The organism is Pseudomonas sp. 18-147 (assembly GCF_051048045.1).
In the GTDB taxonomy this organism is placed as follows: domain Bacteria; phylum Pseudomonadota; class Gammaproteobacteria; order Pseudomonadales; family Pseudomonadaceae; genus Pseudomonas; species Pseudomonas aeruginosa.
Genome location: NZ_CP182296.1, coordinates 1,101,869 through 1,117,296, shown reverse-complemented (window position 1 = coordinate 1,117,296; position 15,428 = coordinate 1,101,869). Strand labels below are relative to the sequence as shown.

General features: G+C 66.8%; 16 protein-coding genes. 6 read left to right on the top strand and 10 right to left on the bottom strand.

All coding sequences use genetic code 11. The features are described 5' to 3' along the window. Positions 1 to 32: 32 nt before the first annotated feature. The gene (locus tag ACM0M4_RS05335; RefSeq protein WP_003100328.1) at positions 33 to 794 is read right to left on the bottom strand and encodes a YdcF family protein; all 762 of its coding nucleotides are present in this window, start codon (positions 792 to 794) and stop codon (positions 33 to 35) included. A gap of 72 nt (positions 795 to 866) precedes the next feature. Next, positions 867 to 1,298, bottom strand: a complete 432-nt coding sequence (locus tag ACM0M4_RS05330) for a hypothetical protein (protein ID WP_003114329.1) — start codon at positions 1,296 to 1,298, stop codon at positions 867 to 869. A 170-nt stretch (positions 1,299 to 1,468) separates the two neighbouring features. On the opposite strand from ACM0M4_RS05330, the gene leuS reads away from it, so the two are divergent. The 4 genes from leuS (at position 1,469) to arfA (ending at position 6,099) form a co-directional block, all read left to right on the top strand. Further along, a complete protein-coding gene (gene leuS / locus ACM0M4_RS05325) occupies positions 1,469 to 4,090 on the top strand; it encodes a leucine--tRNA ligase (RefSeq protein WP_221345501.1) in 2,622 nt (873 codons plus the stop codon). Positions 4,091 to 4,156: 66 nt separating this feature from the next. Next, on the top strand, positions 4,157 to 4,780 hold the full coding sequence (gene lptE / locus ACM0M4_RS05320) for an LPS assembly lipoprotein LptE (RefSeq protein ID WP_003100322.1): 624 nt from the start codon (positions 4,157 to 4,159) through the stop codon (positions 4,778 to 4,780). Between the two features lie 37 nt (positions 4,781 to 4,817). After that, positions 4,818 to 5,855, top strand: coding sequence for a DNA polymerase III subunit delta (gene holA / locus ACM0M4_RS05315; RefSeq protein WP_003093168.1), 1,038 nt, complete (start codon positions 4,818 to 4,820; stop codon positions 5,853 to 5,855). 91 nt (positions 5,856 to 5,946) lie between these two features. Continuing rightward, a complete protein-coding gene (arfA, locus tag ACM0M4_RS05310) occupies positions 5,947 to 6,099 on the top strand; it encodes an alternative ribosome-rescue factor A (protein ID WP_003093169.1) in 153 nt (50 codons plus the stop codon). Positions 6,100 to 6,328: 229 nt separating this feature from the next. On the opposite strand, the gene ACM0M4_RS05305 is transcribed toward arfA, so the two are convergent. Then, positions 6,329 to 6,538 carry a hypothetical protein gene (locus ACM0M4_RS05305; RefSeq protein ID WP_021205373.1) on the bottom strand — a complete coding sequence of 70 codons (210 nt, stop codon included), beginning with the start codon at positions 6,536 to 6,538 and terminating at the stop codon, positions 6,329 to 6,331. A gap of 136 nt (positions 6,539 to 6,674) precedes the next feature. On the opposite strand from ACM0M4_RS05305, the gene ACM0M4_RS05300 reads away from it, so the two are divergent. Further along, positions 6,675 to 8,021 (top strand): lytic murein transglycosylase, encoded by a 1,347-nt coding sequence (locus ACM0M4_RS05300; protein ID WP_003100318.1) that lies wholly within the window; start codon positions 6,675 to 6,677, stop codon positions 8,019 to 8,021. A 109-nt stretch (positions 8,022 to 8,130) separates the two neighbouring features. On the opposite strand, the gene ACM0M4_RS05295 is transcribed toward ACM0M4_RS05300, so the two are convergent. Next, entirely contained in the window at positions 8,131 to 9,021 is an 891-nt protein-coding gene (locus ACM0M4_RS05295) for an alpha/beta fold hydrolase (RefSeq protein WP_003119198.1), read from the bottom strand. Positions 9,022 to 9,126: 105 nt separating this feature from the next. Between ACM0M4_RS05295 and ACM0M4_RS05290 the strand changes: the two genes are divergently transcribed. Further along, entirely contained in the window at positions 9,127 to 10,020 is an 894-nt protein-coding gene (locus ACM0M4_RS05290; RefSeq protein WP_003119197.1) for a LysR family transcriptional regulator, read from the top strand. A 145-nt stretch (positions 10,021 to 10,165) separates the two neighbouring features. On the opposite strand, the gene lipA is transcribed toward ACM0M4_RS05290, so the two are convergent. The 6 genes from lipA to mltB form a co-directional block, all read right to left on the bottom strand. Further along, positions 10,166 to 11,149, bottom strand: a complete 984-nt coding sequence (gene lipA, locus ACM0M4_RS05285; RefSeq protein ID WP_003119196.1) for a lipoyl synthase — start codon at positions 11,147 to 11,149, stop codon at positions 10,166 to 10,168. Then, positions 11,146 to 11,799 (bottom strand): lipoyl(octanoyl) transferase LipB, encoded by a 654-nt coding sequence (gene lipB / locus ACM0M4_RS05280; RefSeq protein WP_003093177.1) that lies wholly within the window; start codon positions 11,797 to 11,799, stop codon positions 11,146 to 11,148. Before lipB ends, lipA begins: the two co-directional genes overlap by 4 nt. Next, positions 11,799 to 12,080, bottom strand: coding sequence for a DUF493 domain-containing protein (locus tag ACM0M4_RS05275; RefSeq protein WP_003100311.1), 282 nt, complete (start codon positions 12,078 to 12,080; stop codon positions 11,799 to 11,801). Before ACM0M4_RS05275 ends, lipB begins: the two co-directional genes overlap by 1 nt. Positions 12,081 to 12,150: 70 nt before the next feature. Beyond that, a complete protein-coding gene (locus ACM0M4_RS05270; protein ID WP_054375828.1) occupies positions 12,151 to 13,311 on the bottom strand; it encodes a D-alanyl-D-alanine carboxypeptidase family protein in 1,161 nt (386 codons plus the stop codon). A 65-nt stretch (positions 13,312 to 13,376) separates the two neighbouring features. Further along, on the bottom strand, positions 13,377 to 14,405 hold the full coding sequence (gene rlpA / locus ACM0M4_RS05265) for a septal ring lytic transglycosylase RlpA (protein ID WP_003100310.1): 1,029 nt from the start codon (positions 14,403 to 14,405) through the stop codon (positions 13,377 to 13,379). Beyond that, positions 14,402 to 15,424 carry a lytic murein transglycosylase B gene (gene mltB, locus ACM0M4_RS05260; RefSeq protein WP_003119195.1) on the bottom strand — a complete coding sequence of 341 codons (1,023 nt, stop codon included), beginning with the start codon at positions 15,422 to 15,424 and terminating at the stop codon, positions 14,402 to 14,404. Before mltB ends, rlpA begins: the two co-directional genes overlap by 4 nt. Between the last annotated feature and the right edge of the window lie 4 nt (positions 15,425 to 15,428).

Here is a 15,428-nt window from a genome sequence, read left to right as displayed (position 1 = left end):
CTGGAAAGACCGGCGCCCCCGCCGGTTGCGTCTCAGCGGTAGAACAGGCGATAGCCGACCAGGCCGATCGCCTCGTTCAGCAGCATGCCGCTCTGCCAGAAGGCCTGCGCTTCCGGCAGCCAGCCGCCGAAGGGCCGCAGGTTGGCCCCGCCGAGGAAGCCGACCGGCGCCGGGATCACCTCGAACCCCTGGCGCTCGAAGCTCCAGCGTGCCCGCTGCATGTGCCAGGCCTGGGTCACCAGCACCACCCGGCGCACCCCGGCCTCGCGCAACTGCGGGGCGCTCAGGGTGGCGTTTTCCCAGGTGGTACGGCTGAGACCTTCCTGCCAGCGCGTCGGCACGCCGAAGTCCTGCAACAGGGCATTGGCCATCAGCGCCGCCTCGCTGGGCGGGCGTCCGTAATGCAACCCGCCGCTGATCAGTACCGGCAGCGCCGAGGTCTTGGCCAGCCGCGCGGCATAGCGCAGCCGCTCGGCCGCCAGCAGGCTCGGCGCATCGTCGCCCCAGGCCGGGTCGTTGGTCTGCCGGCCGGCACCGAGGATGACGATGGCGTCGGCGCGCTGCGCCAGGCCCGGTAGATCCTCCGCCAGCAGGGCCGGTTCGCTTTCGAGCCAGCGCGCCATCCACTCCACGCTGAGCGGCATGCTCATCAGCCACAGACCGAAGAACCCGCAGACACCGCACAGCCGCGCCAGCCTCGGTCGGCTGGTGCGCCACCAGAAAGCGAAAAACAGCAGCAGCAACAGGCCACCCGGCGGCAGCAGAAGTTGCTTGAAGAAATAACGGATCGGCATCGCCCCCTCCCTGTCGGAAGAGGCAATCTAAAGGATTGCGCGACGCCTGGCGAAACTTCCCGGAAAGAGACCCTAGCGGCCGTTGCCCGAACGGAACAGTTGCGAGCCGCAATGGCCGCACGGCAACACACCATGCCCCTTGCTCCACTGCACCGGCGCACCGCAGAGCGCACAGAGCAGTTGCCGCTGTTTCAACGAGACGTGGCGACGGGGCGCCGGCGGTTGCGGCCGGGGCGGCCGAGGTGTCCTGCCGGGCTGGCGCTCGAGCAGCGCCAGCTCCTCGGCGGCCGCATGCCAGCCGCGCAACCAGTGCAGGTCCTGGTCGAGATAGGCGCGTATCAGCCCCATCTCCGCTTCGCTCAAACCACGCAACTCAAGCTCCGTGGGATGCTCGTCACGCAGGCGCTCGGCCGTATCCGCTTCATCCAGAGCCAGGGCGAGACGCTGCAGCAGCCTCTCGTACAGCCCACCTCCCGTCACACTCGCGCGTTGCAGCTCAGCCATCGAACACCTCTGAAGGTACCACTGGGCAGCCAGCCATCGACGGCCCATAGGGCAAGCTTAGCGTTCCCGTTCGGCTGAACCGCCCCCGGCGACAAACGGCGCGGGCTATCGACAGGAGTGGGGGTCATGTATGCTACGAGGCTTTCGAACAGTCACGTCTAAGTAGCGCCATGCACGAGCAATATCAGCCACTCGAGATCGAAACCCAGGCCCAGAACTACTGGAAAGAACACCAGTCCTTCCTCGTCAGGGAGCTACCCGACAAGGAGAAGTTCTACTGCCTGTCGATGTTCCCGTATCCGAGCGGCAAGTTGCACATGGGCCACGTGCGCAACTACACCATCGGCGACGTGATCAGCCGCTACCACCGCATGCAGGGCCGCAACGTGCTGCAGCCGATGGGCTGGGACGCGTTCGGCATGCCGGCGGAAAACGCCGCGATGAAGAACAACGTCGCCCCGGCGGCCTGGACCTACGACAACATCGCCTACATGAAGTCGCAGCTGGACAGCCTCGGCCTGGCGATCGACTGGAGCCGCGAGGTCACCACCTGCAAGCCGGACTACTACCGCTGGGAGCAGTGGCTGTTCACCCGCCTGTTCGAAAAAGGGGTGATCTACCGCAAGAACGGCACGGTCAATTGGGATCCGGTCGACCAGACCGTACTCGCCAACGAGCAGGTGATCGACGGGCGCGGCTGGCGCTCCGGCGCGCTGATCGAGAAGCGCGAGATCCCGATGTACTACTTCAAGATCACCGCCTACGCCGAGGAACTGCTGGAGAGTCTCGACAACCTGCCCGGCTGGCCGGAGCAGGTGAAGACCATGCAGCGCAACTGGATCGGCAAGTCGCGCGGGATGGAGATCGGCTTCCCCTACGACCAGGCCTCCATCGGCCACGCCGGCCAACTGAAGGTGTTCACCACCCGTCCGGACACCCTGATGGGTGCCACCTACGTCGCCGTCGCCGCCGAACACCCGCTGGCCACCCAGGCAGCGCAGAACGACCCGCAGTTGCAGGCGTTCATCGACGAATGCAAGCGCGGCGGCGTCGCCGAGGCCGACATCGCCACCCAGGAGAAGAAAGGCATGGCCACTTCCCTGTTCGTCGAACACCCGCTGACCGGCGACAAGCTGCCGGTATGGGTCGCCAACTACGTGCTGATGAACTACGGCGAAGGCGCGGTGATGGCGGTGCCCGGCCATGACGAGCGCGACTTCGAGTTCGCCAACAAGTACGGCCTGCCGACCCGCCAGGTGATCGCCAAGGTCGAGGGCGACAACGACTTCGAGTCCAGCGTCTGGAAGGAGTGGTACGGCGCCAAGGACGAGTCCGTGCTCACCGTCAACTCCGGCAAGTACGACAACCTCGGCTACCAGGCCGCCTTCGACGCCATCGGCGCCGACCTCGAGGCCAAGGGCCTGGGCCAGGCGCGCACCCAGTTCCGCCTGCGCGACTGGGGCATCAGCCGCCAGCGCTACTGGGGCTGCCCGATCCCGATCATCCACTGCGAGGCTTGCGGCGACGTCCCGGTGCCGGCCGACCAGTTGCCGGTGGTGCTGCCGGAAGACGTGGTACCGGACGGCTCCGGTTCGCCGCTGGCGAAGATGCCGGAATTCTACGAATGCAACTGCCCGAAATGCGGCCAGCCGGCCAAGCGCGAAACCGACACCATGGACACCTTCGTCGAGTCGTCCTGGTATTTCGCCCGCTACGCCTGCCCGCAGTTCGAAGGCGGCATGCTGGACAGGAAGGCGGCCGACTACTGGCTGCCGGTCGACCAGTACATCGGCGGCATCGAGCACGCCATCCTGCACCTGCTCTATGCGCGCTTCTTCCACAAGCTGATGCGCGACGAAGGCCTGGTCGGCAGCGACGAACCGTTCAAGAACCTGCTGACCCAGGGCATGGTGGTCGCCGATACCTACTACCGGACCACCGCCAACGGCGGCAAGGACTGGTTCAACCCGGCCGACGTCGAGGTCGAGCGTGACGCCAAGGCCAAGGTCGTCGGCGCGCGGCTGAAGAGCGACGGCCAGCCGGTCGAGATCGGCGGCACCGAGAAGATGTCGAAGTCGAAGAACAACGGTGTCGACCCGCAATCGATGATCGACCAGTACGGTGCCGATACCTGCCGCCTGTTCATGATGTTCGCCTCGCCGCCGGACATGAGCCTGGAGTGGTCGGACGCCGGCGTCGAGGGCGCCAACCGCTTCCTCCGCCGCGTCTGGCGCCTGGCTCACGCCCACGTCAGCGCCGGCCTCCCCGGCGCGCTGGACGTCGCCGCCCTGAGCGACGCGCAGAAGCAGGTCCGCCGCGCCATCCACCTGGCGATCAGGCAGGCCAGCCAGGATGTCGGCCAGCACCACAAGTTCAACACCGCCATCGCCGCGGTGATGACCCTGATGAACGTGCTGGAGAAGGCGCCGAACCAGGACGCCCAGGACCGCGCCCTGATCCAGGAAGGCCTGGAAACCGTGGTCCTGCTGCTGGCGCCCATCACTCCGCACATCTGCCACGTGCTCTGGGGCCAGCTCGGCCATGCCGAAGCGGTGATCGATGCGCGCTGGCCGAGCGTCGACGAGAGCGCACTGGTGCAGGACACCCTGCAACTGGTGGTGCAGGTCAACGGCAAGCTGCGCGGACACATCGACGTGGCCGCCAGCGCCAGCCGCGAGGATGTCGAGGCCGCCGCGCGCGCCAACGAGAACGTGCTGCGTTTCACCGAAGGCCTGAGCATCCGCAAGGTCATCGTGGTACCGGGCAAACTGGTCAACATCGTCGCCAACTGATACGCGATTCCATTGGACGCCCCCGGCCATCCGGGGGCGCTGATCAACAGGAGTGAGGGAAGCTTGATGAAACGTATCCTGACCAGCGCCGCGCTGATCGGTATGACCACCCTGCTGGCCGCCTGCGGCTTCCAACTGCGCGGCCTGGGCGATGCGCAATTCGCGCTCAAGGAAATCGACGTGTCCGCGCGCAACGCCTACGGCCCGACCGTGCGCGAACTGAAGGAAACCCTGGAAAACAGCGGCGTGAAGGTCACCAGCAACGCGCCCTACCACCTGGTGCTGGTCCGCGAGGACAACCAGCAGCGCACCGTCAGCTACACCGGTTCCGCGCGCGGCGCGGAGTTCGAGCTGACCAACACGATCAACTACGAGATCGTCGGCGCCAACGACCTGGTCCTGATGAGCAACCAGGTACAGGTGCAGAAGGTCTACGTGCACGACGAAAACAACCTGATCGGTTCCGACCAGGAAGCCGCGCAGCTGCGCAGCGAGATGCGGCGCGACCTGATCCAGCAGTTGTCCATGCGCCTCCAGGCGCTGACCCCGGCGCAACTCGACGAAGCCCAGCGCCAGGCAGAAGCCAAGGCCAAGGCGGAAGCCGAAGCCCTGCGCGCCGCCGACGAGGCGGAGCGCCAGCGCCGCGCCGCCGAGCCGCAGCAGTCGCCGATCGAGTTCCCCACCCCGTGATGCCCCGGGGCCGGCTTCGCCGGCCCCGTCTTCTCCTATGAAGCTGACTCCCGCGCAACTCGCCAAGCACCTCCAGGGCCCCCTGGCGCCCGTCTATGTCGTCAGCGGCGATGAACCGCTGCTCTGCCAGGAAGCCTGCGATGCCATTCGCCAGGCCTGCCGCGAGCGCGACTTCGGCGAGCGCCAGGTATTCAATGCCGAAGCCAACTTCGATTGGGGCCTGCTGCTGGAGGCCGGCGCCAGCCTGTCGCTGTTCGCCGAGAAGCGCCTGATCGAACTGCGCCTGCCCTCCGGCAAGCCCGGCGACAAAGGCGCGGCGATTCTCCAGGAATACCTGCAACGGCCGCCGGAAGACACCGTGCTCCTGCTCAGCCTGCCCAAGCTCGATGGCAGCACGCAGAAGACCAAGTGGGCCAAGGCCCTGATCGATGGCAACGCCGCGCAGTTCATCCAGGTCTGGCCGGTCGACGTCCACCAGTTGCCGCAGTGGATTCGCCAGCGCCTGTCCCAGGCCGGCCTGTCCGCCAGCCCCGAAGCTCTGGAGCTGATCGCCGCGCGCGTGGAAGGCAACCTGCTCGCCGCCGCCCAGGAAATCGAAAAGCTCAAGCTGCTCGCCGAGGGCAACCAGATCGACGCCGCCACCGTACAGGCCGCGGTCGCCGACAGCGCACGCTTCGATGTCTTCGGCCTGATCGACGCTGCCCTTGGCGGTGAAGCGGCCCACGCCCTGCGCATCCTGGAAGGACTGCGCGGCGAAGGCATCGAGCCGCCGGTGATCCTCTGGGGCCTGGCCCGCGAGATCCGCCTGCTGGCTGGCCTGTCCCAGCAATACGGCCAGGGCATCCCGCTGGAGAAAGCCTTCGCCCAGGCGCGTCCGCCGGTCTGGGACAAGCGCCGTCCGCTGCTGACCCGTGCCCTGCAACGCCACTCCAGCAGCCGCTGGAACCAGATGCTGAGGGATGCCCAGTTGATCGACGCGCAGATCAAGGGACAGGCACCCGGCAGCCCCTGGAGCGGTCTCTCGCTTCTCGCCCTGAGCCTCGCCGGCCAGCGCCTCGGCCTGCCCGCAGCCTGAAGGCGCAACCGGCACTGGACAATCCGCGGCGACAGGCAGATGATGCGCGCGCTGGCGAGCGCCAGCCCGATCACCTTCGAGGACCTATGCCATGGCAAAGAAAAGCAAGCGGCCGAACAAGGCCAAATCCCTGGTCGCCCAGCCACTGTTCCGCAGCCGCCAGGAACAGGCGAAGAAAGGCAAAGGCAGCTACCGCCGCGAAGCCTCCCGTAACTGGGAGGCTTCTTTCGTTATGGCGGCCTGAAACAGCCGCTGGTCCATCCTCCCGCAACGCCCTCCTCACCCACGCGCCCCGCCTACCCCGCCCGAAGCCCGTCGACAAGACCAACCCCACCGCCAGCCTGCCGCCCATGGGCACACTATCGTCGGCGCGCAAGCCCTGGCCCCATCGGGTTGGGCGAAAAGCCAATGGTTCCTCCATCATGATCCGCGGCCTCGACATCCCGCGCGGCCGACTGGCAACCCTCTGGCCATTACAGCGCACGAACCAGGCTCGGGCGTTCGATGCCGACGCCGAAGCGGGTAGCCATGTCGCGCAGAACGAAGGCCAGGAAGAAGAAGTCGAAGGCCTCGAGCATGCCGCGCGCCCCGTCGCCGATCCCGACTCGGGTGCGCCGCGAGGCTTCGACAGGCGGCGGAGCGATACGGACGAAACCATTGGCCGCCCGACAGTGACCGAACATATGGCGAACGATATCCACCGCGCCGATGGAACCACATTGACGAACCCGGGGCCCCGCCGGCGCGTCCAACGACGGCAGACGCGTCCTGGCCGGCGTGCTAAGGTGGCCCGTCCCGAGGACCCTGCTGAGGAGAGCAATGCGTAACCCCGAACGATCCGCCCTGCTGAAGGTGAGCGGGCTGCTGGGCAGCACCGTCGTCGCCATGGGGCTTGGCCTCTCCAGCGCGTGCGCGCAGAAGAATCCGACAGTCGAATACAACCAGCCTGCCGCTCCCCAGCAGACCAAGGCGCCCTTCTCCGGCGCCGGCCCGGCCGCCTCGGTGCCCGCTGGCGCGCCGAACGAGGCCCAGCCTGGGCAAAGCTTCGAACAGTGGCGCGACGCCTTCCGTCAACAGGCGCTGGCCGGTGGAATCGATGCGCAGACCTTCGATCGCGCCTTCGCCGGCGTCCAGCCCGATCCCGCCGTGGTCGAAGCAGACCGCAGCCAGCCGGAATTCACCCGACCGGTATGGAAGTACCTGGAAGGCGCCCTCGATCCGCTGCGCGTTCGCCAGGGCCAGGCGCGCCTGGCGCAGCATGCGCGCATCCTCGGCGAAGTCGACGCGCGCTATGCGGTGGATGCGGATGCGGTGGTGGCGATCTGGGGCATGGAGAGCAACTACGGTTCGCACATGGGCAACAAGAACGTGATCCGCTCCCTGGCGACCCTAGCCTATGAAGGACGCCGCCCGGAATTCGCCCACGCCCAGTTGCTCGCCGCCCTGAAGATTCTCCAGCACGGCGACGTTCCGGCCTCCTTCATGATCGGCTCCTGGGCCGGCGCCATGGGCCAGACCCAGTTCATCCCGACCACCTACAACCAGTATGCCGTGGACTTCGACGGCGACGGCAAGCGTGACATCTGGGGCTCGCCCGGCGACGCCCTGGCCTCCACCGCCAACTACCTGAAAGCCTCCGGCTGGATCGCCGGACAACCCTGGGGTTTCGAAGTCCGCCTGCCGGCAGGCTTCGACTATTCCCTGGCGGAACTCACCATCCGCAAGCCCCTGGGCGAATGGCAAGGGATGGGCGTACAAGGCGTCAACGGCGGCCCCCTGCCCTCCGGACTCTCCGGCGAACAGGCCTCGCTGCTGCTGCCGGCCGGGCACCGCGGCCCGGCCTTCCTGGTGCTGCACAACTTCCGCGCCATCCTCAAGTACAACAACTCCAGCGCCTACGCCCTGGCCGTCGGCCTGCTCGCCGACAGCTTCAAGGGCGGCGGCCGGATAGTCGGCGCCTGGCCGCTGGAGGATGTTCCGCTGAGCCGCTCGCAGCGCATCGAGCTGCAACGGCAACTGGCCGCCCGCGGACACGATCCGGGCGCGGTGGATGGCATCATCGGCGCCAATACGCGCAAGGCGATCCGCGCCTGCCAGCAGGAGTTCGGCTGGCCGGCGGACGGCTATCCGACCCCGGCGCTGCTCGACCGCCTGCGGACGCCATAGGGCCACCGGCGGAGCTTACGACCCCACGTCCGCCGCGACCGCTCGCGGCACACCGGTTCGTAGGGCGGATAACGCCATGGGCGTTATCCGCCGCTGCGGTGTCCAGGACCTAGTCATCCGCGCAGAACCGCAGGATAGCGTCCGCCACCTGGGCGGCCGCCTCGCGCTGCGGAAAATGGCCGACGCTCTCCAGCACCAGCCGCTGGTAGCGCCCGCTGAAGTAGTGCTCGCGTCCGCGGGAGCCGTCGGGGTGGGTGCAGGCATCCGCGCCGCCGTGCAGCACCAGGGTCGGCAGCGCCAGGCGCGGTGCCGGGAGCAAGCGCTGTTCCGCCGCCCCGTAGCGCGGCTCCCCCGCGACGAAGCCCCAGCGATGCCGGTAATAGTGCAGCACCACGGCGACCCAGTCCGGCCCGGAGAAGGCCTGGGCGGCCTCCTGGAAATCGCGCTCGGCATACCATCCCGGCGGCGACCAGGTGTCCCACATCTGCCGGGCGAATGCCTCGCCCTCCTCGCGCAGCGCGCGCTCTCCGCGTGGCGTAGCCATGAACCACTGGTACCAGAAGCTACGGGCCTGCGGCAGGGAAAGAACTTGCTGCGGATCGTTGCTGGCGTACCCCACCGAGAGCATCACCAGGTGCGAGGCTACGCCCTCGCGCAGTCCGCAGGCACTAGCCACCGCGCGAGCCCCCCAGTCATGGCCGACCAGCAGGGGACGTTGCAATGCCAGGCTGTCGACGAATGCCAGCAGATCGCAAGCCAGAGCCGCCAGTTGCCCGCTGCGCGGAGTAGACGCATCGCGGAAGCGGGTCGGGGCGAATCCCCGGAGGGCTGGTGCCAGCACCCGATAGCCGGCGTCCGCCAGGGACTCCGCCAGGTCTTTCCAGGTATGCGGGCTGTCCGGCCAACCGTGCAACAAGACGGCGCTGCGCGCCCCCTGCGGATTCCACTCCAGGTAGGCGATATCCAGGACATCGGCGGAAACGAAGGCATAGCGGCTCATCGGACCTCTCCAAGAGAAAGAAGGGACATCCTAGGACGCTTGCCAAGGGTGATTCATGAATAGTTAGCGTCTACTATTCATGAAACGAGATGAATGGAAGACCTCATGGAGCTTGCCGTCCCCACCTCCCAATCCCTGGATATCGTGTTGTTGCGTACCTTTCTCGAAGTGGTCGACAGCGGCGGTTTCGCCCTCGCCGCGGACAATCTCGCGCTCACCCCCTCCGCAGTCAGCGGGCATATCAAGCGCCTGGAACAGACAGCCGGCGTCAGCCTGCTCAGCCGCACCACTCGCCGCCTGGAGCTGACCCAGGCGGGCGAGACGCTCTACGCCTATGCCCGCAACATCGTCGAGCTGGAGCGCGAGGCCCGCGCCAGGCTGCACGGCACGCCGATCCGCGACCGCCTGCGCATCGGCGCTTCGGAGGACTTCGCCAGCGCCTGGCTGCCACGCGTCCTGCAACGCTTTCGCCGCTGGCACCCCGAAGCATCCATCGAACTCAAGGTCGGTATCACCACCGACCTGCTCCGCCAGCAGGCCCAGGGGCGCACCGACGTGGTGTTCGGCAAGCAGTGCCGGCGGGTAGGAGACGACGGCGAACTGCTCTGGGAGGAACCGCTGGTCTGGGCCGCGGCGACCGCGATCGAGCTGCCCGCGGGCGAACCGCTGCCGCTGGCGCTGTTCCCCGAACCCTGCGTCTACCGCGAAGCGGCGATTACAGCCCTCGGCGCCGCTGCGCGTCCCTGGCGCCTGGTGTTCGAGAGCGCCAGCATGGCCGGCTGCCTGTCCGCCGCGCTGGCCGGTTTCGCCGTGACGGTGGTGGCGCGCAGCCAGATGCGCGAGGGGCTACGCGAACTGGGCCCGGAACAGGGTTTTCCGACGCTGCCGGAGGCGCGTTTCTACGCCTTCTCGCGCCAACCCAGCCTGGCAGCCGATGCACTGATCGAGGCGGTGCGGCAGCTCGGCCAGCGCAGTCGCTTCGTTACCGCACAGGGATGAGAGCAAACGGTACTCACCTACGCGCCGGCGGATAACCGCAAGCGGTTGTTCGTCCTACGTCCGAAGAGGCTTCGTGGCTGCCCAATGAAAAACGCCGCGTCCCTGTGCAGGGACGCGGCGTCGGAAGGCATTGGCGCGGCGTAGATCAGCCGATCTTGTTGCCGTGCGCCTGCTGGTCGGCATGGTAGGACGAACGCACCAGCGGGCCGGACGCGACGTTCTTGAAGCCCATCTTCTCGCCTTCCTCGGCGAACCAGGCGAAGGTGTCCGGATGCACGAAACGCTGCACCGGCAGGTGGTTGCGCGACGGCTGCAGGTACTGGCCGAGGGTCAGCATGTCGATGTCGTGCTCGCGCATCCGCTGCATGACCTCGATGACCTCGTCGTCGGTCTCGCCCAGGCCGAGCATCAGCCCGGACTTGGTCGGTACGTGCGGAACCATCTGCTTGAACTTCTGCAGCAGGTCCAGCGACCACTCGAAGTCCGAGCCCGGCCGCGAGGAGCGGTACAGGCGCGGCACCGTCTCCAGGTTGTGGTTGAACACGTCCGGCGGCTCGTTGGCGGTGATCTCCAGGGCGATGTCCATGCGACCGCGATAGTCAGGCACCAGGGTTTCCAGCTGGATCCCCGGCGACAGCTTGCGGATCTCGCGCAGGCAGTCGGCGAAGTGCTGGGCGCCGCCGTCGCGCAGATCGTCGCGGTCCACCGAGGTGATCACCACGTACTTCAGCCGCAGGTCGGCGATGGCGATGGCCAGGTTGGTCGGCTCGTCGACGTCCAGCGGCTTCGGCCGGCCATGACCGACGTCGCAGAACGGGCAGCGTCGGGTGCAGATATCGCCCATGATCATGAAGGTCGCGGTGCCGCCGGAGAAGCACTCGCCCAGGTTCGGGCAGGACGCCTCTTCGCAGACGCTGTGCAGCTTGTGCTTGCGCAGCAGTTGCTTGATGCGGTCGACCTCGGGGGAAACCGGGATGCGCACGCGGATCCAGTCGGGTTTCTTCGGCAGTTCCTCGGTGGGAATGATCTTCACCGGAATCCGCGCGACCTTTTCCGCGCCGCGCAGCTTCACGCCGACTTCCACCTTGCCCGGCTTGGCTTCTCCGGACTTCTCCACAACAGTGCTCATGTCAGTTCGATCCCGCCCGTAAGGGTCTTCTGTTCAGCGTAGCCAAGGCGTGAGACGAGCTCAGCGCGCAATCGGGTACACACCTCGGCAAAATCCACTGGCCCAACCAGGTCGCGCAGTTGGGTCATGGGCATCCCGGCGTAGCCGCAGGGATTGATTCGTTGGAACGGTCGCAGGTCCATGTCCAGGTTCAGCGCCAGGCCATGGAAGGAACAGCCGTTACGGATGCGCAGGCCGAGGGAGGCGATCTTCGCCCCGTCGACGTAGACACCCGGCGCGTCCGGCTTGGCCACGGCCTGCACGTCATAGGACGCCAGCAGGCCGATCAGGCTCTGCTCGATCCGGCTGACCAGCTCGCGCACGCCCAGTCCCAGGCGGCGGACATCGAGCAGCAGGTAGGTGACCAACTGGCCGGGGCCGTGGTAGGTCACCTGGCCGCCGCGATCCACCTGGATCACCGGGATGTCGCCGGGGAACAGCACATGCTCCGCCTTGCCGGCCTGCCCCTGGGTGAAGACCGCAGGGTGCTGCAACAGCCAGGCTTCGTCCATTACCGATTTGTCGCGTTCGGCAACGAAGCGCTGCATGGCATGCCAGGTCGGTTCGTAGGGAACCTCGCCGAGCTCACGGAAGCCCAGCTCGAGTCCCATCAGAGCACCATGTGCACGCGTCCGGTCGCGCGCAGGTCGTTATGGATGGCTTGCAGTTGGTCGACATCGGTGGCGGTGATCAGCACCTGCACCGAGAGGAATCGCCCCTTGCTGCTGTCACGGACCACCAGGGTCTCGACGTCGAGATCCGGCGCGTGGCGCTGGATGATTTCCACGACCAGGTCGGAGAAACCTTCGCCGGCGTCGCCGATCACCTTGATCGGATAGCGCTCGCAGGGGAATTCGATTTTCGGGGGTTGAACGTCAGGGGTATCGGTCATGGCGGCGGCGGACCCGTGGTCCGCGGGGACGGGCGCCCGCTGGCCTCGTGAGCGGGCGGGCGCCGGTCGGTCAGTTGAACAAACCGTAGAAGAACAGGCGGATGCTATCCCACAGGCGGCGGAAGAAACCACCCTCCTCGACGGCGTTGAGGGCGACCAGGTCGGCGCTGCGGATGACCTTGTCGTCCAGCTTCACTTCCACCTTGCCGATCACCTGGCCCTGCTGGATCGGCGCCATCAGCTGCGGCTCCAGGACCATGCTGGCCTGCAGCTTCTGCATCTGGCCGCGCGGCAGGGTCATGGTCAGGTCTTCGGCGAGGCCGGCTTTCACTTCATGCTCGGAACCCTTCCAGACCAGGCCCTTGGTCAGCTCGGTGCCCTTCTTGTAGAAGTTGCGGCTTTCGAAGAAGCGGAAGCCATAGGTCAGCAGCTTCTGGGTCTCGGCGGCGCGGGCCTGCTCGCTGTTGGTGCCGAACACCACGGCGATCATGCGCTGGCCGTCGCGTACCGCGGAAGCCACCAGGCAGTAGCCGGCTTCGTCGGTGTGGCCGGTCTTCAGGCCGTCGACGGTCTTGTCGCGCCACAGCAGCAGGTTGCGGTTCGGCTGCTTGATGTTGTTCCAGAGGAATTCCTTCTGCGCGTAGATCGCGTAGTGGCTCGGCTCGCCGTAGATGATCGCGCGGGCCAGCACCGCCATGTCGCGGGCGGAGGAATAGTGGTCCGGGTTGGGCAGGCCGGTGGCGTCCATGAAGTGGGAGTTGGTCAGGCCCAGCTTCTGCGCGGTGGTGTTCATCATGTCGGCGAAGGCGTCTTCGCTGCCGGCGATATGCTCGGCCAGGGCGACGCTGGCGTCGTTGCCGGACTGGATGATGATGCCATGCAGCAGGTCGCTCACCGATACCTGGCTGCCGACCTTGATGAACATCCGCGAACCGCCGGTGCGCCAGGCATGTTCGCTGACGGTGACCAGGTCGTTCTCGCCGATGCGGCCGGCCTCGATCTCCTTGGTGGCGATGTAGGCGGTCATCAGTTTGGTCAGGCTGGCCGGCGGCAGGCGCTGGTCGCCGTTGTTCTCGACCAGAACCTGGCCGCTCTCGCCGTCCATCAGGACGTACGACTTGGCGGCCAGTTGCGGCGGCGCCGGAACCATGGTTTCAGCAGCCCAGCCAGCCGTAGGGGCGATGAACAGGACAAGCAGTGACAAGCGTTTCGCGATAGTGGTGATGTTCATCCGTCTCTCTGGTTCTACCAATGGTCAAACAATCCCTTGCGGGAATTCCCTGCGTGAGTAGGCGCTCAGTCGGGGCGTACCAGCGTCGGCTGGCCAAGGTTGGCCACGCGGATGCTGTCCTGGGTGCGGCTAACCTCGTCCGCCGAACCGATCGGTCCCAGCCGCACCCGGTGCAGAATCTGCTGGTTGCGCACGACCGAGCTGATAAACACCGGCGCAGCCGTCACGCCGCTCAGCTTGGCCTTCAGCAGCTCCGCCGCATCCGGGTTGGCGAAGGCGCCCACCTGGAGATACAGGCCATCGGCTGGTAATGAAGCGTTTTTTTTTGAGTCGATCTGCACCGGCAGCACGGCGGCCGCATGCTGCGCCGGCGGCGGAGTGTAGGTCTCGATCGGCTGGGCCATCGCCACCGCCTGCGTCTGCGCCGCGGCGGGAGCGGCCTGGGCCACCGCCTGCTTGGGCTGCGCCAGGACCATCGGTGCCGGCCGGCCGCGCTGGGCCCACCACTGCACCGGGTCGATGCCTTCGACCTTGACCCGCGCGGTGCCGGTCTCGGCATAACCGAGCTTCTTCGCCGCGGCGAAGGACAGGTCGATGACCCGGTCGGAATAGAACGGGCCGCGGTCGTTGACGCGGACGATCACGCTCTTGCCGTTGTCCAGGTTGGTCACCCGCACATAGCTCGGCAACGGCAGGGTCTTGTGCGCGGCGGTCATGCCGTAGAGGTCGTAGGTCTCGCCGTTGGCGGTGGCCTGGCCGTGGAACTTGGTGCCGTACCAGGACGCGGTGCCGACCATCCGGTAGGCCCGCGCATCGTTCATCGGGTAGTAGGTCTTGCCCAGCACGGTGTAGGGGTTGGCCTTCACCGAACCGTTGTGCGGCATCGGTACCGCATCGGGGATCCGCGACACGTCGACGTCCCACCAGGGGGCGCCGTCGCGATGCGGACGGGAATAGTCGCCCGGCCCGGAAATGCCCGCCTGCCTGGCCGGCTGCTGGGGCGCCTTGCTGGAGCAACTGCTCAACAGCACGGCCGCCAGCCCGAGGCCGCAGACGGCGGGCAGGATCAGGGAGGAGCGGACACGCTTGCTCAATGGGCACCTCGCGCGCGGGCAATCTCGCCCGCCAGCTGATAAACCGCCATGGCATACATGGCGCTGCGATTATAGCGGGTGATCACGTAGAAGTTCGGCAAACCGACCCAATACTCGATGCCCTTGTCGCCGACGAAACGCATCGCCGTGACCTTCTGGTCGTCGCGCAGCGCATCGTGGGTGCGCCAGCCGCGGGCACGCAGCTCGCCCAGGCTCATGGTCGGGTCGACGCCCCTGGTCACCGCGCTCTCGGCGCTCTCGTCGTTGATCTCGGCCACCGAGACCACCGGCTCGCCGGTGACCCAGCCGTGCTGCTTGAAGTAGCTGGCGACGCTACCGATGGCGTCGGTCGGGTCGCTCCAGATATTGATGTGGCCATCGCCGTCGAAGTCCACCGCGTAGGCGCGGAAGCTGCTCGGCATGAATTGTGGCAGGCCCATGGCGCCGGCGTAGGAGCCGGTCAGGCTGAGCGGGTCGACCTGCTGTTCGCGGGCGAGCAGGAGGAACTCGCGCAACTCCTTGCGGAAGAAGTCGGCCCGCGGCGGGTAGTCGAAGCCGAGGGTGGACAGCGCGTCCATCACCCGGTAACTGCCGGTGTTGCGGCCGAAGAAGGTTTCCACGCCGATGATCGAGACGATGATCTCGGCCGGCACGCCGTATTCCTTCTCCGCCCGCACCAGGTCTTCGGCATGCTTGTTCCAGAAGTCGACGCCACGACTGATGCGCGCGTCGCTGATGAAGATCGGCCGGTATTCCTTCCACTGCTTGACCCGCTCGGCCGGGCGCGAGATCGCATCGAGGATCGACTGCTTGCGGTTCACGTCGCGGAACAGCCCCATCAGCTGCTCTCCGGCGAAGCCGTAGTCGCGGGTCATTTCGCTGACGAACTCGGCCACTTGCGGCGAGCCGTCGTAGTCCCCCGCCTGGGCCGCCCCGGACAGGCCAATGACGCCGGCTACGCCGACCCATTGGACGCCCCTGGCCGCCCATGTACGCAGTACTTGCATTGCGTTCTTCACTCTT

Bases quoted from the DNA above. Each gene is read 5' to 3' on its own strand.
- holA (WP_003093168.1), top strand. From the start codon at position 4,818: ATGAAGCTGACTCCCGCGCAACTCGCCAAGCACCTCCAGGGCCCCCTG.
- ACM0M4_RS05275 (WP_003100311.1), bottom strand. From the start codon at position 12,080: ATGACCGATACCCCTGACGTTCAACCCCCGAAAATCGAATTCCCCTGC.
- ACM0M4_RS05330 (WP_003114329.1), bottom strand. From the start codon at position 1,298: ATGGCTGAGCTGCAACGCGCGAGTGTGACGGGAGGTGGGCTGTACGAG.
- ACM0M4_RS05305 (WP_021205373.1), bottom strand. From the start codon at position 6,538: ATGTTCGGTCACTGTCGGGCGGCCAATGGTTTCGTCCGTATCGCTCCG.
- ACM0M4_RS05300 (WP_003100318.1), top strand. From the start codon at position 6,675: ATGCGTAACCCCGAACGATCCGCCCTGCTGAAGGTGAGCGGGCTGCTG.
- ACM0M4_RS05295 (WP_003119198.1), bottom strand. From the start codon at position 9,021: ATGAGCCGCTATGCCTTCGTTTCCGCCGATGTCCTGGATATCGCCTAC.
- ACM0M4_RS05270 (WP_054375828.1), bottom strand. From the start codon at position 13,311: ATGAACATCACCACTATCGCGAAACGCTTGTCACTGCTTGTCCTGTTC.
- lipA (WP_003119196.1), bottom strand. From the start codon at position 11,149: ATGAGCACTGTTGTGGAGAAGTCCGGAGAAGCCAAGCCGGGCAAGGTG.
- lipB (WP_003093177.1), bottom strand. From the start codon at position 11,799: ATGGGACTCGAGCTGGGCTTCCGTGAGCTCGGCGAGGTTCCCTACGAA.
- ACM0M4_RS05290 (WP_003119197.1), top strand. From the start codon at position 9,127: ATGGAGCTTGCCGTCCCCACCTCCCAATCCCTGGATATCGTGTTGTTG.
- ACM0M4_RS05335 (WP_003100328.1), bottom strand. From the start codon at position 794: ATGCCGATCCGTTATTTCTTCAAGCAACTTCTGCTGCCGCCGGGTGGC.
- arfA (WP_003093169.1), top strand. From the start codon at position 5,947: ATGGCAAAGAAAAGCAAGCGGCCGAACAAGGCCAAATCCCTGGTCGCC.
- lptE (WP_003100322.1), top strand. From the start codon at position 4,157: ATGAAACGTATCCTGACCAGCGCCGCGCTGATCGGTATGACCACCCTG.
- leuS (WP_221345501.1), top strand. From the start codon at position 1,469: ATGCACGAGCAATATCAGCCACTCGAGATCGAAACCCAGGCCCAGAAC.